General features: G+C 64.3%; 23 protein-coding genes, 1 tRNA gene and 1 pseudogene. 18 read left to right on the top strand and 7 right to left on the bottom strand.

Annotated features, from left to right (window positions below):
- Nucleotides 1-44 precede the first annotated feature (44 nt).
- From VCJ71_RS04055 to VCJ71_RS04030, 6 genes and pseudogenes are all read left to right on the top strand, one after another.
- Nucleotides 45-200: a hypothetical protein gene (locus VCJ71_RS04055; protein WP_324639307.1), complete on the top strand. Its 156-nt coding sequence runs from the start codon at nt 45-47 to the stop codon at nt 198-200.
- Nucleotides 197-1,207 carry a biotin synthase BioB gene (gene bioB / locus VCJ71_RS04050; protein WP_324639305.1) on the top strand — a complete coding sequence of 337 codons (1,011 nt, stop codon included), beginning with the start codon at nt 197-199 and terminating at the stop codon, nt 1,205-1,207. Before VCJ71_RS04055 ends, bioB begins: the two co-directional genes overlap by 4 nt.
- Nucleotides 1,204-1,992: a heme-dependent oxidative N-demethylase family protein gene (locus VCJ71_RS04045; RefSeq protein ID WP_416379138.1), complete on the top strand. Its 789-nt coding sequence runs from the start codon at nt 1,204-1,206 to the stop codon at nt 1,990-1,992. The genes bioB and VCJ71_RS04045 overlap by 4 nt, the downstream gene beginning before the upstream one ends.
- A gap of 11 nt (nt 1,993-2,003) precedes the next feature.
- Nucleotides 2,004-2,423: a hypothetical protein gene (locus VCJ71_RS04040; protein ID WP_324639300.1), complete on the top strand. Its 420-nt coding sequence runs from the start codon at nt 2,004-2,006 to the stop codon at nt 2,421-2,423.
- Nucleotides 2,424-2,497: 74 nt separating this feature from the next.
- The gene (locus VCJ71_RS04035) at nt 2,498-4,519 is read left to right on the top strand and encodes an acetyl/propionyl/methylcrotonyl-CoA carboxylase subunit alpha (protein ID WP_324639298.1); all 2,022 of its coding nucleotides are present in this window, start codon (nt 2,498-2,500) and stop codon (nt 4,517-4,519) included.
- A gap of 116 nt (nt 4,520-4,635) precedes the next feature.
- Nucleotides 4,636-5,007, top strand: a pseudogene (locus VCJ71_RS04030) (MAPEG family protein); the annotation flags it as partial.
- Here the strand turns inward: VCJ71_RS04030 and VCJ71_RS04025 are convergent.
- From VCJ71_RS04025 to VCJ71_RS04015, 3 genes are read right to left on the bottom strand one after another with little or no spacing between them, the layout of a single operon-like run.
- A complete protein-coding gene (locus tag VCJ71_RS04025; RefSeq protein WP_324639296.1) occupies nt 5,004-5,774 on the bottom strand; it encodes a cyclase family protein in 771 nt (256 codons plus the stop codon). The pseudogene VCJ71_RS04030 and the gene VCJ71_RS04025 overlap by 4 nt on opposite strands.
- Nucleotides 5,775-5,777: 3 nt before the next feature.
- Entirely contained in the window at nt 5,778-6,887 is a 1,110-nt protein-coding gene (aroB, locus tag VCJ71_RS04020; protein WP_324639294.1) for a 3-dehydroquinate synthase, read from the bottom strand.
- Nucleotides 6,880-7,452, bottom strand: coding sequence for a shikimate kinase (locus VCJ71_RS04015; RefSeq protein ID WP_324640865.1), 573 nt, complete (start codon nt 7,450-7,452; stop codon nt 6,880-6,882). Before VCJ71_RS04015 ends, aroB begins: the two co-directional genes overlap by 8 nt.
- Nucleotides 7,453-7,580: 128 nt before the next feature.
- Here VCJ71_RS04015 and VCJ71_RS04010 point away from each other — a divergent pair, with 128 nt between their 5' ends.
- From VCJ71_RS04010 to VCJ71_RS03990, 5 genes are all read left to right on the top strand, one after another.
- Nucleotides 7,581-7,727 (top strand): hypothetical protein, encoded by a 147-nt coding sequence (locus tag VCJ71_RS04010; protein ID WP_324639293.1) that lies wholly within the window; start codon nt 7,581-7,583, stop codon nt 7,725-7,727.
- A 335-nt stretch (nt 7,728-8,062) separates the two neighbouring features.
- The gene (locus tag VCJ71_RS04005) at nt 8,063-9,598 is read left to right on the top strand and encodes an ATP-binding protein (protein WP_324639292.1); all 1,536 of its coding nucleotides are present in this window, start codon (nt 8,063-8,065) and stop codon (nt 9,596-9,598) included.
- A gap of 4 nt (nt 9,599-9,602) precedes the next feature.
- Entirely contained in the window at nt 9,603-10,490 is an 888-nt protein-coding gene (locus VCJ71_RS04000) for a tyrosine recombinase (protein ID WP_324639291.1), read from the top strand.
- Between the two features lie 12 nt (nt 10,491-10,502).
- Nucleotides 10,503-11,450: an acetyl-CoA carboxylase carboxyltransferase subunit alpha gene (locus tag VCJ71_RS03995; protein ID WP_324639289.1), complete on the top strand. Its 948-nt coding sequence runs from the start codon at nt 10,503-10,505 to the stop codon at nt 11,448-11,450.
- A 93-nt stretch (nt 11,451-11,543) separates the two neighbouring features.
- Entirely contained in the window at nt 11,544-13,034 is a 1,491-nt protein-coding gene (locus VCJ71_RS03990; protein WP_324639287.1) for a M48 family metalloprotease, read from the top strand.
- 95 nt (nt 13,035-13,129) lie between these two features.
- On the opposite strand, the gene VCJ71_RS03985 is transcribed toward VCJ71_RS03990, so the two are convergent.
- Both VCJ71_RS03985 and VCJ71_RS03980 read right to left on the bottom strand, forming a co-directional pair.
- Entirely contained in the window at nt 13,130-13,297 is a 168-nt protein-coding gene (locus tag VCJ71_RS03985) for a Flp family type IVb pilin (RefSeq protein ID WP_324639285.1), read from the bottom strand.
- A 102-nt stretch (nt 13,298-13,399) separates the two neighbouring features.
- Nucleotides 13,400-13,582 (bottom strand): Flp family type IVb pilin, encoded by a 183-nt coding sequence (locus VCJ71_RS03980; protein ID WP_324639283.1) that lies wholly within the window; start codon nt 13,580-13,582, stop codon nt 13,400-13,402.
- Between the two features lie 63 nt (nt 13,583-13,645).
- Between VCJ71_RS03980 and VCJ71_RS03975 the strand changes: the two genes are divergently transcribed.
- The 5 genes from VCJ71_RS03975 to folE all read left to right on the top strand — a co-directional run bounded on the left by VCJ71_RS03975 (nt 13,646) and on the right by folE (nt 17,009).
- Nucleotides 13,646-14,083: a (deoxy)nucleoside triphosphate pyrophosphohydrolase gene (locus tag VCJ71_RS03975; RefSeq protein ID WP_324639281.1), complete on the top strand. Its 438-nt coding sequence runs from the start codon at nt 13,646-13,648 to the stop codon at nt 14,081-14,083.
- A 46-nt stretch (nt 14,084-14,129) separates the two neighbouring features.
- A tRNA-Arg gene (locus VCJ71_RS03970) sits at nt 14,130-14,206 on the top strand.
- 118 nt (nt 14,207-14,324) lie between these two features.
- Nucleotides 14,325-14,813: a hemerythrin domain-containing protein gene (locus VCJ71_RS03965; protein WP_324639279.1), complete on the top strand. Its 489-nt coding sequence runs from the start codon at nt 14,325-14,327 to the stop codon at nt 14,811-14,813.
- A 19-nt stretch (nt 14,814-14,832) separates the two neighbouring features.
- Entirely contained in the window at nt 14,833-16,401 is a 1,569-nt protein-coding gene (locus tag VCJ71_RS03960) for a phospholipase D-like domain-containing protein (RefSeq protein ID WP_324639277.1), read from the top strand.
- Entirely contained in the window at nt 16,398-17,009 is a 612-nt protein-coding gene (gene folE, locus VCJ71_RS03955) for a GTP cyclohydrolase I FolE (protein ID WP_324639275.1), read from the top strand. The genes VCJ71_RS03960 and folE overlap by 4 nt, the downstream gene beginning before the upstream one ends.
- Here the strand turns inward: folE and VCJ71_RS03950 are convergent, their stop codons facing one another.
- The gene (locus VCJ71_RS03950; protein ID WP_324639273.1) at nt 17,010-17,636 is read right to left on the bottom strand and encodes a TetR/AcrR family transcriptional regulator; all 627 of its coding nucleotides are present in this window, start codon (nt 17,634-17,636) and stop codon (nt 17,010-17,012) included. It lies immediately after the preceding gene.
- 100 nt (nt 17,637-17,736) lie between these two features.
- On the opposite strand from VCJ71_RS03950, the gene VCJ71_RS03945 reads away from it, so the two are divergent.
- Complete coding sequence (locus VCJ71_RS03945) at nt 17,737-20,085, top strand: TonB-dependent receptor (protein ID WP_324639271.1); 2,349 nt, start codon at nt 17,737-17,739, stop codon at nt 20,083-20,085.
- A gap of 61 nt (nt 20,086-20,146) precedes the next feature.
- Here the strand turns inward: VCJ71_RS03945 and VCJ71_RS03940 are convergent, their stop codons facing one another.
- On the bottom strand, nt 20,147-20,626 hold the full coding sequence (locus VCJ71_RS03940; RefSeq protein ID WP_324639269.1) for a peroxiredoxin: 480 nt from the start codon (nt 20,624-20,626) through the stop codon (nt 20,147-20,149).
- Between the two features lie 197 nt (nt 20,627-20,823).
- On the opposite strand from VCJ71_RS03940, the gene ahcY reads away from it, so the two are divergent.
- Entirely contained in the window at nt 20,824-22,230 is a 1,407-nt protein-coding gene (gene ahcY / locus VCJ71_RS03935) for an adenosylhomocysteinase (protein ID WP_324639267.1), read from the top strand.
- The last annotated feature ends 4 nt before the right edge of the window (nt 22,231-22,234 follow it).

Below are 22,234 nucleotides of genomic sequence, written 5' to 3'. Positions count from 1 at the left end.
TGCTCGTAGCGATCTTAGGGTCGCTTGTTTACTGGCTACTGGCCATGGTCGCGCTGTTCGCCATTTTGCTCCCTTGCGGAATGGGGCCTGACGCCAATTGCGACATGGCCTCTCCAATGACTTTTTGGCTGGCAGTTATCGGCGTCGTGCTCATCTACATCGCGCTGCTTTTGCGGCTCAAAAACAGGAAGAAAAATTGACCCAAATCCGCACCGACTGGACCCGCGAGGAAATCGCGGGGCTTTTCGATCTGCCTTTCACCGAGCTGCTCTTCCGCGCTGCAAGCGTCCACCGCGAATTCCATCCGCCCGAGCAGATCCAGCTCTGCACGCTGCTATCGATCAAGACCGGCGGGTGCCCTGAAGATTGCGGCTATTGCTCGCAATCGGTGAAGGCGGATTCCGGCGTCGAGGCGACCAAGCTGATGGAGGTGCAGTCGGTCCTCCAGCGCGCGGCACAGGCGAAGGATGCGGGGAGCCAGCGCTTCTGCATGGGCGCGGCGTGGCGCAACCCCAAGGACCGCGACATGCCCGCGATCGTCGAAATCGTGAAGGGCGTGCGCGCCATGGGGCTGGAGACCTGCATGACGCTGGGCATGCTTACGCCGAAACAGGCGGACATGCTGAAGGATGCGGGCCTCGATTACTACAACCACAATGTCGACACCGGCCCGGAATATTACGAGCGCGTGATCTCGACGCGCAATTACCAGGACCGGCTCGATACACTGCAGAACGTGCGCGATGCGGGCATCAATGTGTGCAGCGGCGGGATCGTGGGCATGGGCGAGACGCGCGAGGATCGCGTCGGCTTCGTCCACACGCTCGCCACGCTGGAACGGCATCCCGAAAGCGTGCCGGTCAACGCGCTGGTGCCGGTCAAGGGCACGGTATTGGGCGATATGCTGGCGGACACCCCGCTCGCCAAGATCGACGACATCGAATTCGTCCGCACCGTGGCGGTGGCGCGCATCACCATGCCGATGAGCATGGTGCGCCTCTCGGCAGGCCGCGAGAGCATGAGCGAAGCCACACAGGCGCTGTGCTTCATGGCGGGCGCAAATTCGATCTTCACCGGCGACAAGCTGTTGACCGCTCCCAATGCGGGCGATGACAGCGACGCGGCGCTGTTCACAAAGCTGGGGCTTACGGCGCTCGAGCAGGAAGAACCGATGCGATCGGGCAAGGTGCCAGAGCCCGCCGAGTGACGCTCGGCTTTTCCGTAGACGCGCTTCTGCCCAAAGCGCGCGGGGGTGGGGTGCTGAAGATGGGGCTCACCAAGCTCGACGAATGCGAATGGCTCCAGCCTGATCCCGACCTTGCCGAACGGGCGGAAGGCTTTGCCGCTTTTCCGCAGGGCATCCAGCTGTCCCCCGAAAGCGCGGCACCCGGCGCGGAGCTTGCCGCCATGCTGGGCCTGCCGGGTGGTTTGCCGGAAGCTGCGCGCGCGCATCACGAAGACATGTGCCTGCTCACCCTGCGCGAGGGGGAGGAGCAGTATCGGCTCGTCGGCGCAGCGGTGGCGTGGCCGTCGGACTGGACGCCTGCCAACAAGATGGGGCTTCCCCTGCGCGCGCTCCATGCCCCGATCCAGGGGTACGAGGAGCAACTCGCCAGCGGCGTCGACCACTTCATGGCGAAGCTGAAGCCGGGTGCGTTTTACGGGCGCTGCAACTGGTTCATCGCCGCCACCGATGAGAAGCGCTGGGTGGCCGAGCCGCCGGAGCAGGCCTTCGCCCGTGTCACGGCGGATAACGCGGGCGAGACGCTGTTCGTGCGCTCGGAGCGCCAGACGCTGCGCCGCCTGCCGCAGACCGGCGCGATCCTATTTACGATCGGTATCTACGTCGCGCCGCTGGGCGTGCTTTCGCGCGACAACCGCCACCGCCTCGCCACCGCCGTCGCCAGCCTGATCGAAGGCGAGGGCGACCGGCGCGGCACTGGGGCTTACGCAGGCGCGCTAATCGGCTATGCGACAAAACATCCGGATTGAGGGGAGTAATCATGAAAGAAGTTCCCATCGCGCTAGGTATTGCTGGCCTGCTGCTCTTCGCCCTGGGGCTCGTTTTGGGCTTCGCCATCCCCGCTTTCCGTAATTCGCGCATGGCGCTTTCGGCGCATCTGACCGCTGTGCAAACGGGGACCGCCCTCATCGCCACTGCGCTATTCTGGCAGTACTGCAGCGTTCCCGAAGCGTGGGACGCGCCCATCGCCATCACACTCGGCGTATCGTCCTATATCCTTGTGGCGGGCATTGCACTTGCCGGAGCGAGCGGGGCCAGCAGCGCACTGCCGATCGCGGGAAAGGGGTTTCATGCTTCGGCGCTGCTGGAACGGCTGGTCGGCGTTCTCGTCGGCGCGAGCAGTGTGCCCATGTTTGCCGCGATTGTCGCGCTGTGCTGGTTCGCCCTCGACAACAGCTGACACGGAGAGGGGGGCTTACGTAATGCCGTGTTTGCCCTATGCGGCGCAGGTGAGAGAAGAGACAAAAGGCTAATATGTTCAAGAAAATCCTCATCGCCAACCGCGGCGAAATCGCCTGCCGCGTCATCAAGACGGCCAAGCGCATGGGGATCGCCACCGTGGCGGTCTATTCCGATGCCGATGCCCGCGCGCCGTTCGTGGGGATGGCGGACGAGGCGGTGCATATCGGCCCGGCTCCGGCGGCGGAAAGCTACCTGCTTGCAGACAGGATCATCGAGGCTTGTAAGCAAACGGGCGCCGAGGCCGTGCACCCGGGATACGGCTTCCTTTCGGAGCGGGCGAGTTTCGTCGAAGCCCTCGAGAAAGAAGGGATCGCCTTCATCGGCCCGCCTGCCGGTGCCATCGCGGCGATGGGCGACAAGATCGAAAGCAAGAAGCTGGCGAAGGAAGCGGGCGTCAACGTCGTTCCCGGTTTCGTCGGTGAAATCCGTGACACGGACCACGCGGTCGAGATCAGCGGCGACATCGGTTATCCGGTGATGATGAAGGCCAGCGCCGGGGGCGGCGGCAAGGGCATGCGCCTCGCCTGGAGCGAACAGGATGTGCGCGACGGATTCGAGGCGACGAAGCGCGAAGGCCTCAATTCTTTCGGCGACGACCGAGTCTTCATCGAGAAATTCATCGAGAACCCGCGCCACATCGAGATCCAGGTCCTCGGCGACAAGCACGGCAATATCCTCTATCTCAACGAACGCGAATGCAGCATCCAGCGCCGCCACCAGAAGGTGGTGGAGGAAGCGCCGTCGCCCTTCGTGACGCCAAAGATGCGCAAGGCCATGGGCGAGCAATGCGTCGCCCTGGCGCGCGCGGTTGATTACCATTCCGCCGGCACGGTCGAACTGATCGTCAGCGGCGCGGACGAGACCGGGGAGAGCTTCTACTTCCTCGAAATGAACACCCGCCTGCAGGTCGAGCATCCCGTGACCGAGGCGATTACCGGCATCGACCTGGTCGAACAGATGATCCGCGTCGCCGCGGGCGAGAAGCTGGCGATGACGCAGGACGACATCGGCATCGACGGCTGGGCGATCGAGAACCGCGTCTATGCCGAAGACCCCTATCGCGGCTTCCTGCCCTCCATCGGCCGGCTGGTCCATTACCAGCCGCCCGAAGAGCCGTGGGCGGACGACGGTTCTGCCAACGGCCGCCGCGGCGTGGACGGCATCCGCGTGGACGACGGTGTCTACGAAGGCGGCGAGGTGTCGATGTTCTACGACCCGATGATCGCCAAGCTGGTCACCTGGGGCGAGACACGCGACGAGGCGGCCGATTTGCAGGTCGCCGCGCTAGACGCCTTTCGCATCGAGGGCCTGGGCCACAATGTCGATTTCCTCTCCGCGCTGATGCAGCACCCGCGCTTCCGCTCGGGGGAACTCACCACCGGCTTCATCGCCGAAGAATACCCGGACGGATTCGAAGGCGCGCCGCCGTCGGACAAACTCAAGCGCGGCCTTGCCGCCATCGGCGGCGTGATCGCGACAGCCGACGCGGACCGGGCGCGGCGCATCGACCAGCAGCTGGACGGCAAGACCGCCCCCAACGGCGACTGGGCGGTGCGCGTTGGCGACACGGACTTTGCCGTGCGGCTCGGCGAGGATGCAATTCTCGTGGACGAGACCGAGGTGGAGCTCAGTTTCGATTACACGCCGGGAGACCGGACGGTGGCTGTCGAACTGGGCGACGTGGAACTGACGATCCAGCTTGCTCCGACGCGCATGGGCTATGACATCACCACGCGCGGGGCGACCCATTCGCTGCGTATCCTACCGCAGCGGATCGCGCACCTGGCCGATCACATGATCGAGAAAGTGCCGCCGGACCTTTCAAAGATGCTGATCTGCCCCATGCCGGGCCTGCTCGTTTCGCTTCATGTGGCGGAAGGCGAAGAGGTCCAGCCCGGACAGCCGCTTGCCACGGTGGAGGCGATGAAGATGGAGAATATCCTGCGAGCCGAAAAGCAGGCGGTCATTTCCAGGGTCAACGCGGCCGAGGGTGACAGCCTTGCGGTCGATGCCGTGATCCTCGAGCTGGAATAGCGCGTTCGGCCAATAGGATGGTTGCATTTTGCAACTTACTATTGGCTTCCGCAGCCAGCGTGCTAAAACTCGCTCTCTCTTAAGGGGAGAGAGATCATGTCACTGCACTCACCGCCGCGGCGCTCGCGCTGCTCCTGCTCGCGCTGGCGATCCTCACGGTTTCGCGCCGGCTCAGGCTCAAGGCCGCGTTTGGCGATGCCGGCGATCAAAGCCTGATCGCCGCTACCCGTAGCCACGGCAACCTCGCCGAGCACGCGCCCATCGTGCTGATCATGCTCGCCCTGTTGGAATATTCGGGGAGCAACACGGTCCTGCTTGCCTCGCTCGCGGGCGCATTCGTGCTGGCACGGTTGGCGCATGTGATAGGGCTCCACCAGCACTCGGCTCCCGGCAAGGCTCCGCCTGCGCGTCAGCTGGGCGTGATCGTGACCTGGGCGGTGATCGCGGTGCTCGCCGGATTGCTGATTTTCGGCGTGCTGGCGCACTAGTCTTCCACCATTGCGACAGCTCTGATCCATCCCGCGCTGGCGCGTTCGATCTTCACCGGAAAACAGCTGAAGGTGAAACCGTGGTCGGGCAGCGCGGCCAGACTGGTCAGCTTTTCGATCTGGTAGTAAGGGCGAATACGACCTGCCTTGTGACCTTCCCAGATGATTGCTGGATCGCGGCTTTCCGCCCAGCGTCGCGCGGTGTGGCTGAAGGGTGCATCCCAGCTCCACGCATCAGTGCCAACGACTTCGACGCCGCGTTCGGTCAGCCACAGGGTCGCTTCCGCGCCCAGGCCAACACCCTGATCGATGAAATTATCGGTTCCATACACCGCACCTGATTGTACCAGCACGATATCGAGCGGCTGCAGCTCGTAGTCGATCTTCTCGAAAGCCTGCTCGACTTCATCCGCGCTTACCACATGGCCGTGCGGCAGGTGCGAGAAATCGAGCTTCACCCCCGGCCGAAAGAAACGGTCGAGCGGAGCCTCGTCGATGCTGGGTGCGGGAGCGGCACCGTCTTCAGTCGTCGAGTGGTAATGCCACGGAGCGTCCATATGGGTGCCGTTGTGCGTGCTGAGCTCCAGCATCTCGACCGCCCAGCCTTCGCCATCGGGCAGATCGTTTTTCTCCAGCCCGGGGAAGAACATCGCTATCTGTTGCCAGGTGTCCTCATGGGTCATGTACAAGACTTTGGGGCGCATGACTTCGGGGTCGGAAATCACCTTGTTGGTAATCGGGATCGAAAGGTCGATGAAGTGGGACATGCGCTAGCCCCGCAATTGCTCGTCGAGGAAAGCGGCGATATCGGCGAGGTCGACCGATTTGTCTAGATAGGCATCGCCGATCCCTTGCAGCAGCAGGAAGGGCACATTCCCACCGCTTGCCTTTTTGTCATGGCGCATGTGCTGCGCGAGGCGCGTGCCATCGGCATCCAGGCCCAGAGCGGCGATCTCGCTCGGCAAGCCGGCGCTGTCCAGGGCCCGCGTGATACGTGCCGCGTCCTCTGCCGAGAGGGTTCCGCGCCGCGCCGAATAGCGCGCAGCCAGCACCATGCCGAGCGCCACGCCTTCGCCGTGGAGGAGCCTGTCCGAAAACCCGGTCTCCGCCTCCAGCGCATGGCCGAACGTATGGCCGAGATTGAGGAGGGCGCGGCGGCCGCTGGTCTCGTGCTCGTCCTGCGCCACGATGGCCGCCTTGGCCTCCACGCTGGTGCGCACGGCGTGCAGCTGGGCCGCGACGTCGCCCTCGACGACGCGCCGACCGTTGTCCTCGCACCACGCGAAGAAGTCCGCATCGCCGAGGATGCCGTACTTGATCACCTCGGCATATCCGGCGCGCAATTCGCGCTCGGGCAGGGTGGCAAGGCAGTCGAGGTCCGCGAGGACTAGAGAAGGCTGGTGGAACGCGCCAACCAGGTTCTTGCCTGCCGCCGTGTTGATCGCTGTCTTGCCGCCGACGCTCGAATCGACCTGTGCCAGCAGGGTCGTGGGCACCTGGATGAACCCGCATCCCCGTTTCAGGATCGCGCAAGCAAAGCCGGTGAGGTCGCCGACGACCCCGCCGCCAAGCGCGACCACGTTGTCGCTGCGTTCCACGCCGAGTTCTAGCAACCAGTCGGTGAGGCGCTGCAGAACTTCCCAGCTTTTCGCCGCCTCGCCGGGCGCGACTTCGAACCATTCGACCCGGTGCCCGCCATCGGCCAGAGACTTCGCCAGCCGCTCGCCGTGATGCGCCCGCGCGTTCGCGTCTGCCACGACCGGCACGACCTCCCGCTTGAGCAAGCCTTCCGCTTCGGCAGCTGTGCGCTCCAGCAAGGCGAAGCCGATCCGCACGTCATAGCTGCGCCCGGCAAGGTCGACGCGGACCGTGTCAGACATTGGCCCGGGTCCAGTCGTCGAGCGCGGAAAGGATACGTTCGACCGTCTGCTGGTGCGGTCCGTTGGCGCTTTCTACGCGCAGCTGCGCCTCGCCGTAGAAGGGCGCGCGTTCGGCATGGAGGCGGGTGAGGATTTCCTGCGGATCGCCGTCTCGCAGCAAGGGCCGCGTGTCCTTGCGCCCCGTCCGTTCCACCAGCACGTCGATCGGACTGTCGAGCCACACCGCGATGGCCCGGTCGAGGATCAGCGCGCGGGTCTCCTCGTTGCAGAAAGCCCCGCCGCCGGTCGCGATGACGCCGCTGCTTTCTTCCAGGAGACGCGCGATCACGCGGCGCTCGCCATCGCGAAAATAGGCCTCGCCGAATTCGGTGAAGATGTCGCCCACGCTCATTTGCGCGGCCTGCTCGATCTCGTGGTCGGCGTCGGTGAATTCGACCGTCATGGTCTGCGCCAGCTTGCGGCCCACGGTGGACTTGCCGGTGCCCATCATGCCGACGAGGACCACGGGTCGGTCCAGCCGGCGGCGCAGTTCGGCGGGATCGACGGCGCGGGTTGCCCGGCTCATGTCCCGGTCGGTCTCTGGCCGGTCGGTTTCTGGCATCGTGTTGGTCATTGCCGCCCCGCCTATAGATGCGCTAGGCGCACGGCAAGGACACGCGGGCTTGGTGCGCGCGAAGGAGAGTTTGGCAGGTCGTGGCGATGGATCGGGACACGATGTGGCGGATCGGCGTCGGGGCGGTATTCCTGCTGGCGATCCTGATCGTTTACGCCTGGATCGATGGCGGTCGCGAGCAGGTGCGCGAGATCGTGCAGCCAGTGGCTGTGCCGGAGGAGTTTTGATGCGCAAATCCGTGTGGATATCGGGGCTGGTGACCGGCGCGATGCTGGCGGCGACCTCTTCGCTGGTGATGGCGCGTCCGACGTCCATCCTGCCCCCCGGTTTCGACGATCCTGCCCCCACACCGTCCCCGCGCCCCGCGCCGGCTCCTGCGCCCGCTCCGGCTCCGGCCCCGGCGCCGCGTCCGACAGGGGGAGGGGGCGCTGTCGTGCAGCCCCTGCCGCCGAGTGGTGGTGGGGGAAGTTCCAGCAGCGCCGCCCCGGCTCCGTCCGCCCCTTCGGCAAGCGGGACCGTGCGCTTCCCGGGACGCCTGCCCTCGATCCGCGAGATCGAGAATATGAGCGATACCGAACTGGAAGAACTGTTCGGCATCACCCAGAATTTGGACATCCCGGCTTCCGCACAAAGGGACTTCTCCCGCGTGGGCGTGATCGACAGCCGCGAGGGCGGCTTTCCTTCCGCCTCGCTTTCCGGCCAGCCGGGCTCCGTCGTGCGCGCGGCCTTGCAGAATATCGAAGGGCCCATGGTGTCGCGCTGGGGGCACATCCTGCTGCGCCGTGCATTGGCCAGCCGGCTCGAAACGCCGGACGGCATGCGGGCCAGCGAATTCGCAGCCCTTCGCGCCCGTGTCCTCAACCGCCTCGGCGAGCCGCATGTCGCGCGCGCGCTGCTGCAGGATGTCGATACGCGCAATTACAGCATCAACATGGCGACGCAGGCGCTCGGTGCGGCGCTCGGCACGGGCGACATCACCGCAATATGTCCCGTCGCGCGGCGAGGGGCCGACATTCGCGATGACGCGCAGTGGCGGATGGCGGTGCTGATCTGCACCGGTTTTTCCGGCGACAACGCCTATGCCAACCGCCAGCTGAATTCCGTGCTCAACAATAAGCAGGCGCCGGAGATCGACGTGCTGCTGGCCCAGCGCTACGCCGGCCTGGCAGGCGAGGGGCGGCGCGCCGTCAATATCGAGTGGGATGGGGTCAACGAGCTGACTACCTGGCGCTGGGGCCTCGCCAGCGCGCTGGGGATCGATTTCCCTGACGAGCTTGCGCAGAACGCCGCGCCGCTCATCCGCTTGCAGGCGGCGCAATCGCCGGCGGTCGGCCTGGCGCGCCGGGCCTCGCTGGCAGACTTCGCCGCCCAGCGCGGGGTGCTGTCCTCTTCTGCGGCGGTGGACCTGTTTTCGCAGGTCTACGCCGACAACGGCGTGGAGGGCGACGCGCAGGCGCGGGCGGAGACACTGCGCCGCGCCTATGTCGCCGATACGCAGGAAGCGCGCGTCGCCGCGATCCGCGAACTCTGGGGCGAGGGGGATGACCGCTATGGCGGGCAAGTGCTCACCGCCTACGCTGCCGCCCGCATCACGCCATCGGATGCCCATGCCGAAGCCGCGGCGGGACTTATCGCGTCTATGCTGTCCGCAGGCCTTGACCGCAACGCCATGCGCTGGGGCAGCATTGTCAACGAAGGCACCGAAGGCTGGGCGCTACTCGCCTTGGCACAGCCCGATCGCGAGAGCGCGGTGGACGAAGGCGCGGTGGACGATTTCATCGGCGATGCTGGCGAGGCCAAAGGGCAGATGTTCGCTGCAGGGCTCGCCGGCCTTGGCAGGCTGGATGTCTCGGCGGCGGAATCCCTTGCCGGCAATCTAGGTCTCACGCGGGAAACGCGGTGGAGCCGGCTGATCAGCCAGGCGGGCGAATATCGCAACGGTCCGCTGGTGGCGATGCTGGCGGGGCTTGGCATGCAGAGCGAAACCTGGGACCGGATGACGCCGCGTCACCTGTTCCACATCGTGCGCGCCCTCGACCAGGCAGGTCTGTCTGCCGAGGCCCGGATGATCGCCGCAGAGGCGGTCGCGCGGAGCTAGGTCGATGGCGGCCGGCGAGGCGGTGGAGAGTTTCCTCGCCATGTTGGCTGCGGAGCGGGGGGCGGCCGCCAACACGCTCGCCGCCTATCGCCGCGATCTCGAAGGCGCGGCCGAACTGATCGGCGATCCACTTTCCGCATCGCGGGATGCGCTGGCGAAACTCTCCGCCGCGTGGAGCGACCTTGCGCCGAGCACGGTGGCGCGAAAATCCTCTGCCTTGCGCCAGTTTTACGGCTTTTGCGTGGACGAGGGGCTGCGCGATGACGACCCGTCTTCCGCCCTGCCGCGTCCTGCCACGCGCCGCCCGCTCCCGAAATTGCTGGGCCACGACCAGATCGAGCTGCTTTTCCGGAAAGCGGAGGAGGAGGCGGATAGCGACGAGCCCGCGGCGATCCGGCTGCTCGTGCTGATCGAATTGCTCTACGGTTCGGGCCTGCGCGCCACTGAACTCGTCTCTCTCCCGCTGGCGGCGGTGCCGCGCGATGCGCCGTTCCTGACCGTGACCGGCAAGGGCGGGCAAGCGCGCATGGTGCCGGTCAGCCGCCGCGCGCGCGCCGTGCTATCGCGCTGGCTGGCGGTCCGGCCGCAGGATACGAAGCACCTTTTTCCTTCGCGCGGAGGCAAGCATCTTTCCCGCGTGCGGCTGTTCCAGTTGCTCAAGGCGCTCGCGGGGCGCGCCGGGCTGGACCCCGCCAAGCTCAGCCCGCATGTCCTGCGCCACGCCTTTGCCACGCACCTGCTGGAGGGCGGGGCGGACCTGCGCGTGCTGCAGACGATGCTAGGCCATGCCGACATCGCGACCACGCAAATCTATACCCATGTGGACTCCGCGCGGCTCGTCGCCCTGGTGAACGAACGGCATCCGCTTGCAGCGCGCAGGCGAAGCGACTAGCGGCTTTGTCCGATGGTTAGCTATCTCGAATTCGAAAAGCCGGTCGCAGCACTGGAATCCCGTATTGCCGACTTGCGCGCCGCCGCTGCGGGCGATGAAGTGGACATCGGCAACGAGCTTGCCCGGTTGGAGGCCAAGAGCGCGGACTTGCTCGCCAGCACCTATGCCGCGTTGACACCGTGGCAGAAGACGCAAGTCGCCCGGCATCCCGCGCGCCCGCATTTTCGCGACTATGTCGAGCGTATCTTTGCCGACTTCACGCCCTTGGGCGGCGACCGTCTGTATGGCGACGACGAGGCGATCCAGGGCGGCTTTGCAAGGCTCGGCGACCGGCGCGTGATGGTGATCGGGCACGAGAAGGGCAACGACACCGAAAGCCGGCTGAAGCACAATTTCGGCATGGGCAAGCCGGAGGGCTATCGCAAGGCGATCCGGTTGATGGACCTGGCCGGACGTTTTGACCTGCCGGTAGTCACGCTGGTGGATACGTCGGGCGCATTCCCTGGCGTGGAGGCCGAAGAACGCGGGCAGGCGGAAGCCATCGCCCGCGCGACCGAGGCTTGCCTCGCCCTGCCGACGCCGATGGTGGCAGTAATCGTGGGCGAGGGCGGCTCCGGCGGTGCTGTCGCGCTGGCGAGCGCGGAGCGAGTGCTGATGTTGGAGCACGCGGTCTATTCGGTGATTTCGCCTGAAGGCTGCGCGTCGATCCTGTGGCGCACGGCGGAAAAGGCTCCCGACGCTGCCGAGGCGATGAAGATGACCGCGCAGGACCTCAAGTCGCTCGGCGTGATCGACCGCATCGTGCGCGAGCCCGTTGGCGGGGCGCACCGCGACCATGCGGGTGCCGCCGAGTATCTTTCCCGGGCCATAAGCGAGGAGCTGGATGGGCTTGCGGGCAAAGACCCTGCGGAAATCAGGCGCTTGCGCGAAGAGCGGTTCCTGCAGATCGACGCGCGTTAGGACGCGCCTTTCGCGGGAACAAGGAACCTTCATGGCGGTTCGGAGAGGGTAACAGCGGACACCAGCTCCGCGCCCGACCCGTGGAGGATTGCCATGACCGCACTTACCCAGAAATTCCGCTTCGCACGTCTTGCAGCCGGGGCCGCGACCGCGCTCGCGCTATCGGCCTGCGCGTCCATCCCCGGGGCGAACGTGCCCGCCGGGGCGCCGATCACGCCCGAAGAGGCCAAGATCGGACAGGAAGCCCACCCGCAATTCATCCAGCAGTTCGGCGGCCAGGAAACCGGCCCGGCGGCGGCCTATGTCGAAATGATCGGCAAGGACATTTCGGTTCGTTCGGGCCTTGCCGGTGCGCGCGACAGTTTCACTGTCACCACGCTCGACAGCTCGGTCAACAATGCCTTCGCCGTCCCGGGCGGCTACGTCTACATCACCCGCCAGCTGGTCGGCCTGATGAACAACGAGGCAGAGCTTGCAGGCGTGCTGGGCCACGAGGTCGGCCATGTCGCCGCTCGCCATTCCGCCCGGCGCCAACAAACGGCGCAGCGCAATCAGCTGCTCGGCATCCTCGGCCAGGTCGCCTCGGCCGTGCTGCTCGGTGACAGCGCGCTCGGCCGCCTGGGCCAGCAGGTTGCCGGCCAAGCACCGCAGCTTGCTACCCTGTCCTATTCGCGCAGCCAGGAAATTGAGGCCGACCAGCTTGGCATCACTTACCTTAGCCAGGCCGGATACGATCCGCGCGCGATGGCAACCGTACTTGCCAGCCTCGCAGCCCAAAACTCGCTCGATTCGCAATTGCAGGGTCGCGGCAATGCAACCTTGCCGGAATGGGCTTCGACCCACCCCGACCCCGCAGAGCGTGTCAACGATGCGCTGTCCTTTGCGGCCGGCAAGCCGGGCACGACTACAAATCGCGACCGCTTCCTCAGCCGCATCGACGGGCTGGCTTATGGCGACAAGCCGGAACAGGGCATGATTGAGGGCAACACCTTCATCCATCCCGACTTCCGTCTCAGCTTCTCGGCCCCGAACGGGTTTTACATGGTGAACTCGCCGCGCGCGGTTTCGATCAATGGCGACCGAGGTCAGGGCCAGTTCACCACCGACAGCTACAACGGCAACCTTGAGACCTACGTGCGCGCCCAGTTCGCAAAGCTCGGCAACCAGCAGCAGCAGGTCACCCCGCAGGTCATCGAGCGCACGACCGTCAACGGCCTTCCGGCTTCGTATGGCGTCGCGCGTGTCAACAACGGCCAGCAGCAGATCGACGTGACCGTCTTCGCGTATGACTTCGGTGGCGGCCGTGCCTACCACTTCCTCACCATCACCCAGGCCGGACAGACCGGCATCTTTAATCCGATGTTCCAGTCCGTGCGGCGTATTTCGGATGCGGAAGCGGCGCGGATCGTGCCCCGTATCATCGATGTCGTCGTTGCCGGCAGCGGCGATTCGGTCGCCACACTGTCGCGCCGGATGGCTTACGACAGTGCGCAGGAAGCGCGCTTCCGTGTCCTCAACGGCCTGTCCTCCACCGACCAGGTCCGCGCCGGGCAAAGCTACAAGATCGTGGTTCGCGGGCGGTAATTGCTTCGCGCCGAATCGCAGGGCGCGGATTGCAGACAAAGAAAAAGGCGGCCGGATCGCTCCGGCCGCCTTTCTTTTCGGTTGGTCCGAACGTCTTAGACGCCGGCCATGTCCGTGCTGACCTTGGTGAAGGTCGTGTTCAGCTGCGTGCCGAGGCCCTGCATAGCTGCGATAGCTGCAACTGCGATCAGAGCGGCGATCAGGCCGTATTCGATTGCGGTCGCGCCTTCTTCGTCACGGACGAGCTTGTTGATGAACTGCATTTTTGGTCTCCTGGTTCAGTCTTCAGTCTTCGGTACCCTGCCCGGATTTGCCGTTGGCGCCTTCGGGACTTGCTTCAAATATCGGCCGGAAGTTTAGAAACTCTAAACGGTGCCGTGTGCGACTGCCGTCTTGTTGTTGACGGTGGCCCACATGCCGTTGTTTTCATCGGCGACGCCTTTGACGGCGCCGATGATCGCAACCACGATCAATGCGACGATCAGGCCGTACTCCACAGCCGTGGCGCCCTTCTCGTCGTTCCCCAATGACTTGATGATGTTGAACATCGGTCACCCCAATGACGTGTTGCGATGGGGCCTTTCTGCAGCGAGGATGCTAACAAAAGGTTGATGGCGGGCTGCGACGTGAAAAATAATCCGACATACCTGCTGGTGGTTGCGGGCGCGATCTCCGACGGGGCGGGTCGATGGCTGATGCATCGCAGGCCGCTCGCAAAGGCGCATGGCGGGTTGTGGGAATTCCCCGGTGGAAAGGTGGAAGTATTTGAAAAGCCGACGGAAGCTTTGGTGCGCGAGCTTTACGAAGAGCTGGATATCGAGATCGATCCGGCGGCGGTCGAGCCGGTCTCTTTCGCCCAGCATGACGCTGTCGATGATGAGCCGGGAATTGTCATACTCCTTTACAGGGTAGGGGAATTTGCGGGGACCCCGCGTGCCGTCGAGGGGGAGGGCATCGGCTGGTTCACAGTCGCGGAAATCGACGGTCTCGAGCGCCCGCCGCTCGACGTCGAGCTTGCGGCAAAGCTGGGGCGGCTTTTCCCGGAATAGCTATTGCCAAGCGCAAATCCCCTGCCTATGTGCCCGCTTCCAGTGCGCGCCCGTAGCTCAGCTGGATAGAGTACCTGACTACGAATCAGGTGGCCGGAGGTTCGAATCCTTCCGGGCGCGCCATCAAACACCCCGTCTCCGCGAAAGCGGGGGCGGGGTGTTTGGTTTCGGGTCAACGAGAGGTTGGAACCCTCCGCGCGCCCGCACATTCTCCAACCAAGCACACAATCGGAGAATTGCCATGGCCGCTGAACAGATTTTCGCTCGCCTCAAGGAAGACCACGATCGCCACCGCGAATTGCTGGACAAGATCGGCGAGACCAGCGGCGACAGCCCGGAGCGCGAAGAGCTGTTCACTGAATTCACCAAGGACGTGAAGAGCCACGCCGCCGCCGAGGAGCAGGCGCTTTACGCCACCATGCTCCGCAAGCCCGAAACGACGGACGAGACCCGCCATTCGGTGGCCGAGCACCATGAACTCAACGAAACGCTCAACGATCTTGCAGCAACCGACATGTCGTCGAGCGCGTGGCTGCAGAAGTTCAAGACCCTGAAGCACGACTACCTTCACCACATCGACGAGGAGGAGGACGAGCACTTCAAGGATTTCGAGAAGTATCTCGATACGGACGACGAAGAGCAGATGGCCGAGGTGTTCGATCGCCGCAAGGAAGCCGAAAAGGCCGATGCCGAAGTGACGCCCGAGAAGAAGAGCGAAGCCAAGGAATAGGTCAGGATCGGCGGGGGGCATGGCAAAGAAGGGCAAGTCGGACGAGCAGCCGTCCGAACAAGAGCCGGAACCGAAACAGGTTTCGCGCTTGTCGGAAGGCGTGGACGAAACGGTCTGGCGCTTCGCGAAAGCGGAGAGGGCCTCGCTGATCATAGACGCGCAGTGCTATTTTGCCGTGATGCAGCAGGCGATGATGAAAGCGCGCCATCGCATCCTCCTGATCGGGTGGGATTTCGATACGCGCATTCACCTGACCGAGGGGCGCCGCTGGTTCGAGAAGGGGCGGAAGAAGGAACAGCCGTCCCGCCTCGGCAGCTTCATTCCCTGGCTCGTGCGGCACCGCAAGACCCTGGAAATCCGGTTGCTCAAGTGGAGCTTCGGCATCTTCAAGTTCCCCATGCGCGGTTCGATGTGGTTCGATCTGCTGCGCTGGACGCCGCACAAGCGCATCGATTTCACCTTCGATAGCGCGCATCCCACCGGGTGTTCGCATCACCAGAAGATTGCCGTGTTAGACGATCGCTTAGCGGTGTGCGGCGGCATCGACATGACCGACGGCCGCTGGGACACGCGCGAGCACAAGGAAGACGACGAGCGTCGCAAATCTCCGCGCGGCGGGACCTACACGCCCTGGCATGATGCCACGATGATGGTCGAGGGCGAGGTGGCCGATATGCTCGAGGACATCGGTCGCGACCGCTGGATCCGTGCCGGCGGCAAGGCGCTGAAACCGCACGAGAAGCGGACGGACAGCTTGTGGCCGGACGAGCTCGACGTGCAGTTCGAAAATGTCGAAATCGGCATTGCCCGCACCCGCGCGGAATACCGCGACTGGGACGCTGTGACCGAAATCGAGCAATTGTTCCTTGCGCACATTCGCCGGGCCAAGCGCTTCATCTATGCCGAAAGCCAGTATTTCGCCTCTCGCAAGATCGCAGAAGCAATGATCGCGCGTCTGGAGGAGGAAGATCCGCCGGAAATCGTGATCGTCCATCCGGAAAACGCCGATGGCTGGCTGGAACAGCAGGTCATGGACCATGCCCGGGCCGAACTCGTACGCTGTGTGCGAGAAGCGGATCACAAGAACCGCTTCTCGATCTGGTGCCCCTACGTCGGCGAAACGCCGATTTACGTGCATGCGAAGATCATGATCGTCGATGACGAGGTGCTGCGGGTCGGCAGCGCCAATTTCAACAACCGGTCGATGCGGCTCGATTCCGAATGCGACCTGTTCATAGATGCGGCGCGCAAGGGGAACGAGCACGCCGGCACCGTCATTCGCGGCCTGCGCTGGTCGCTGCTGGCCGAACACTGCGGTGTCGAAGAGGACGAGATGCCCAATCTGCTCGCCCGACACGGCTCGATGGCGGCCATGATCGAACATGTCGAAACCGACAGCCCGCGCCGCTTGCAGCGGTACCATCCGCCGGAACTCAACACCGTCCAAAAGGAACTGGCGCGATCCCAGGCGCTCGATCCGGAGGATCCGGACGACCTGCTCGAACCGTTTGCCAAGGGAGGCATCTTCCGCAAGGGAGGACGCCTCAGCCGCATGCGCAAGAAATTATCGAGGAAGAACGGCGAATGAGCAGCCTTGTCGGTCCCGACGAAGACGATCCGCGGGGCAAGCCCCCCGTGCCGGACGACGTGCAGGACGCTGTCCGCACGTTGCTTCGATGGGCGGGGGACGACCCCGACCGGGAAGGGCTACTCGACACGCCCCAACGCGTCGCGCGCGCATGGAAGGAATATTGCCTCGGCTACACCGAAGACCCTGCCGTCCACCTGTCCCGTGTGTTCGAGGAGGTCGGCGGCTATGACGAGATCGTCTTGTTGAAAGACATCCCGTTCCAAAGCCACTGCGAGCACCACATGGCGCCGATCATCGGCAAGGCCGCCATCGCCTACCTGCCGACCAACCGCGTGGTCGGCATATCGAAGCTTGCACGCGTTCTGCACGGGTTCGCCCGGCGGTTGCAGATCCAGGAACGGCTGACCGCCGAAGTGGCGGAATGCATCTGGGAACACCTCGAACCGCGCGGCGTCGCGGTGGTCATCGACGCCACCCATGCCTGCATGACCGCGCGCGGCGTCCGGACGCCGGGGGTGGGCATGGTCACCAGTCGGATGATGGGCACATTCCGCGAAGATGCCCGCAGCCGCGAGGAAGTGCTCAAGCTGATGGGCTACGGCTGATCAGCGCTTGGCGAGGCCGTGTTCCAGCAATGACCGCGCGATGGCGGACACGCGGTCCGGATCTTCGCCGTCTTCGTCCCACACCGCGTAGCGCAGGCCGAGGAATACGTTCATTCCCATGACCGCCCAGGCGTGCGCTTCTTCCAGGTCGTCGCGGAATTCGCCGCTTTCACTGCCGGCCTTGAGGCGACCAAGAATGCGTGCGGCCGTGCTCTCGTAATGCAGCCTGTAAGATTCCGGATCGACGAACTCCGCCTCGTCGATGATGCGGTAGATCGCCTTGTTGGCTTTCACGAAGCGTAGGAAGGCGGCGAGGGCGGATTGCTCGATGCCAAAGGATTGCGCTTCGGGATCGACGCCTTTCGAAACTTCGACGCGCACCTGTTCGCTCATGTCGCGCACCAGGTCGCGGAAGATGCTCTCCTTAGATTCGAAGTAGGTATAGAAACTGCCCAGGGCGACGTCGGCACGGCGGGTGATGCCACTGATCGATGTGTCCGCAAAGCCGCGCTCGCCGAATTCCGCCTGCGCTGCGTCGAGCAGTTTGCGCCGCGTCCGCTTGCCCCGCTCGGTGCGCGGCATGCGCGCTTCGCTGGCGGCATCCTTCGCTGAATTCTCCGTCCCCATGTCCGGCAATGTGCAGGCACTTGCGGATAGGGTCAATCGATAACTTGAAAGGTGGTTCAAGTTTCAATATGGCTGCTCATCAGGAGAGGGAGATTTCCAGATGAAGACGTTTTCTGCCAGCCGTGTCGCCATTCTCATGGCCGGCGCATCGTTCGCTGCCGTGCCAGCCGCCGCGTTTGCGCAAGACACCCAGCCCATGCCCGATGACGAAATCGAACTGCCGGCAGAAGGCGGCGAGATCGTCGTCACCGCCCGGCGTAGGGAAGAGCGGTTGGTCGACGTGCCGGTTTCGGTCACTGCGCTCAGCGGGGACGACCTGGTCACGAGCGGCACGCTGGAGCTCACCGAAATCGGCGAGGTCGTTCCCAACCTCACGCTGGAAGTCAGCCGCGGCACCAACACGACCCTGACCGCTTTCATCCGCGGCGTCGGCCAGCAGGATCCGGTCGCGGGTTTCGAGGCGGGCGTCGGTCTTTATGTTGACGACGTCTATCTCAACCGCCCGCAGGCGGCCGTGCTCGATATCTACGATGTCGAGCGGATCGAGGTATTGCGCGGTCCGCAAGGCACGCTTTACGGCCGCAATACCATCGGCGGGGCGATCAAGTACGTGACCGCGCCGCTACCCGACGAGGTGGCATTCAATGTTCGCGCGACTTACGGCTCTTATAACCAGGCCGACCTCGTCGTCTCCGCATCCGCACCACTGAGCGAGAGCCTGCGCATCGGGGCGAGCGGTGCGCGGCTCAGCCGCGGCGGATACGGCGACAACCTCGTCCAGGACGGGGTGGAGAACTACAACAAGGATGTCTGGGCCGCGCGCGGCACGATCGAGCTCGACACGCCAGCCGTCTTTGCGCGCCTGTCAGGCGATTATGTGCGCGACACGAGCGACCCGCGGCAGGGCGCGCGTTTGATCCCCGGCCTCTTCAGCGGTGCACCGGTGCTCGACGATCCTTACGACACGCGCGGGGGACTGAATGTCGTCGAGCAGGAAGTCGAGGCATACGGCGGCGCTCTCAACCTTTCGTTCTATCTCTCCGACAACCTCACGCTGCGCTCGATCACCGGCTACCGTGAGGACAAGTCCACCACGCCGATCGATTTCGACAGTCTCCCGGCAGCCGACCTCGATGTGCCGGCGATCTACGAGAACGACCAGTTCAGCCAGGAACTGCAGCTGCTGTGGGAAGGCGATCGCCTGAATGGCGTGCTCGGCGCCTATTACCTCGACGCCAACGCCTTTACGGCCTTCGACGTCGCGCTGTTCACGCTTGGCTCCATTGCCAGCCTGCCAGGCCTGAACGCCCAGACGCTCGGCGATGTGAACACCCGGACATGGTCGGTGTTCGGTGATTTCACCTACGATATCACGGACCGGATCAGCCTGTCGGTCGGGGGGCGATATACGAGCGACGAGCGGAACAGCACCGTGCTGCGCACGACCTTCCTCGGCGGTTATTCCCCGCTATTCCCGCCTTCCGATGCCTTTCCCATTGCGGTGACTTCGGACTTCGAAGGCACCGAAACGTTCGAGAAGTTCACCCCGCGCGCCAGCATCAGCTTCAAGCCGACGCCGGACCAGAACATCTACCTGAGCTATTCGCAGGGCTTCAAGGGCGGCGGTTTCGATCCGCGCGGCCAAACGACCGCGGCGCCCGACCTCAATGGCGACGGCACGATCGACTATGCCGATCAGTTCGAATTCCTCCGCTTCGCGCCGGAAACGGTCGACAGTTACGAACTCGGCTACAAGGGAAGCCTGCTGAACGGCGATCTCTACCTGAGCGCGGCGATCTTCAAGGGCGACTATACCGACGTCCAGATCCCTGGATCAGTCGGCTTCGACAGCAACAACGACGGGCAGAACGACACCTTCATCGGCATCACCTCCAACGCCGGCGATGCGGACATCAACGGGGCCGAGATCGAGGCGATCGCGACGATCAGCCGCGATTTTGCGGGGCCGGGCAGCCGCTTCGGCGTGACGATGGCCGCAGGTATCCTGGATGCGAAATACAACCAGTTCATCGACGCCTTCGGCAACGACGTGGCGGACCAGCGGGTGTTCCAGAACACGCCGGACCTCACTTTCAACACCGGTCTCAACGTCGCCATTCCGGCGGGCGCGGGCATGGTCGACCTGATCGGGTCCTATTCCTTCCGGACCAAGACCAGCCAGTTCGAGGTGCCGAACCCGTTCCTGGACCAGGACGGCTTCGCGCTTGTCGATGCGAGCATCGTCTATACGCCGGATTCGGGCCGCTTCAGCATCGGACTGCACGGCAAGAACCTGACCGATACGCGCTATATCGTGGCGGGCTACAACTTCGTGAGCGGCGGTGTGGGCGGTGCGCCTTTCGTCCCCACCCTGGGGCTGGAAGGCACGCTGACCGGCTTCTACGGCGATCCGCGCCGGGTCTTCGTGACGGTCAGCTTCGGTCTCTGACACGAAAAGGGGCGCAGCCTCCCGGCGCGCCCCTTTTTAATTTCCAGAGTGGACCAAGCGATCACATCTGTTCGAGCATGTGTTCCGCGCTGGAGACCGAGAAATCGCCCGGTGCCTCGACGTTGATCTGTTTCACCACGCCGTCCTCGACCAGCATGGAATAGCGCTGGCTGCGCTGGCCCATGCCGAAACCGCTGGCATCCATGTCGAGGCCGACCGCCTTGGCGAAATCGGCATTCCCGTCGGCCAGCATGGTGATGGCGTCGGACCCGTCCGACTTCTTCCAAGCGCCCATCACGAAGGGATCGTTGACGGAGGTGCAGGCGATTTCGTCAACGCCCTTGGCCTTCAGGTCGTCGGCATGCTCGACAAAGCCCGGCAGGTGCTTGGCCGAACAGGTCGGGGTGAAAGCGCCCGGCACTGCGAACAGGGCTACCGTGCGGCCGGCGAAATAGTCCTTCGCGTCCACCTGCTGCGGCCCTTCGTCGGTCGCCTTTACCAGTTTCACGTCCGGCAGCGTGTCGCCCACGGAAATAGCCATGTCTCGAATTCCTTTTCTGTCCCGTCCGCGGTGCACATAGGGGCGGCCACCCCATTCCTGCAAGGGACCGGCGGCAACCGGGCCTCGTGCCGGTGACAGGATTTGCGCCGCAGGAGTTCAGCGTCTAGGGGCTGCGGCAGAATCGCGGGGCAGAACAGCCGCTCCGCCACCCAACGAATTTCCCCAGGAGACGCCACGTGGCTTTCAACGACTATATCATCAAGGACATCGCGCTTGCCGACTACGGACGCGCGGAAATCGCCATTGCCGAGACCGAGATGCCCGGCCTGATGGCCCTGCGCGAGGAATTCGGCGAGGCGAAGCCACTGAAGGGCGCCCGGATCGTCGGCTCGCTCCACATGACGATCCAGACCGCCGTCCTGATCGAAACGCTGGTGGCGCTGGGCGCGGATGTGCGCTGGGCGACCTGCAACATCTTTTCGACGCAGGACCACGCCGCCGCCGCCATCGCCGCGCAGGACATCCCGGTCTTCGCGATCAAGGGCGAGAGCCTGGCCGATTACTGGGACTATGTCGGCCGCATTTTCGACTGGTCGACCGAGGACGATGCCGACCTTACCTGCAACCTGATCCTCGACGATGGCGGCGATGCCACCATGTTCGCCCTGTGGGGCGCGCGGCTTGAAGCGGGCGAGGATATGCCCGCTCCCGAAAACGCCGAAGAGATCGAGATGCAGCGCGCGCTGAAGGATTTCATCAAGCGCAAGCCCGGCTACCTCACCGCAAGCGTCAAGGCGATCAAGGGCGTGTCGGAGGAAACCACCACCGGTGTCCACCGCCTCTACCACCTCGAAAAGCAGGGCAAGCTGCCTTTCCCGGCAATCAACGTGAACGACAGCGTGACCAAGTCGAAGTTCGACAACCTATACGGCTGTCGCGAATCGCTGGTCGATGCCATCCGCCGCGCGACCGACGTGATGCTGTCCGGCAAGGTCGCCTGCGTCGCCGGCTTCGGCGATGTCGGCAAGGGTTCGGCACAGTCGCTGCGTAACGGCGGCGCACGCGTGCTGGTGACCGAGATCGACCCGATCTGCGCCCTGCAGGCGGCGATGGAAGGCTTCGAAGTCGTGACCATGGAAGAGGCCGTGAAGCGCGCCGACATCTTCGTCACCACCACGGGCAACGAAAACGTCATTACCGCCGAGCACATGAAGGCGATGAAGCCGATGAGCATCGTCAGCAACATCGGCCACTTCGACAGCGAGATCCAGATTTCGGCGCTCGACAATTACGAGTGGACCGAACTCAAGCCCGGCACCGACCTGGTGAAGTTCCCGGACGGCAAGGAAATCATCGTCCTCGCCAAGGGCCGCCTGGTCAACCTCGCCTGCGCCACCGGCCACCCCAGCTTCGTGATGAGCGCCAGCTTCACCAACCAGGTGCTCGCCCAGATCGAACTGTGGGAGCGTCCGGAGCAGTACGAGAACAAGGTCTACGTCCTGCCCAAGATCCTCGACGAAAAGGTGGCTGCGCTGCATCTCGACAAGCTGGGCGTCAAGCTGACTCAGCTGAGCCAGCGCCAAGCCGATTACATCGGCGTGCCGGTCGAAGGGCCGTTCAAGCCGGAGCATTACCGCTACTAAGCGG

It is taken from the genome of Pseudoblastomonas aquimaris (assembly GCF_035481675.1).
GTDB lineage: Bacteria > Pseudomonadota > Alphaproteobacteria > Sphingomonadales > Sphingomonadaceae > Alteriqipengyuania_B.
Note: the sequence above shows the minus strand (reverse complement) of the source record. Positions and strands in the feature narration are given on the sequence as shown.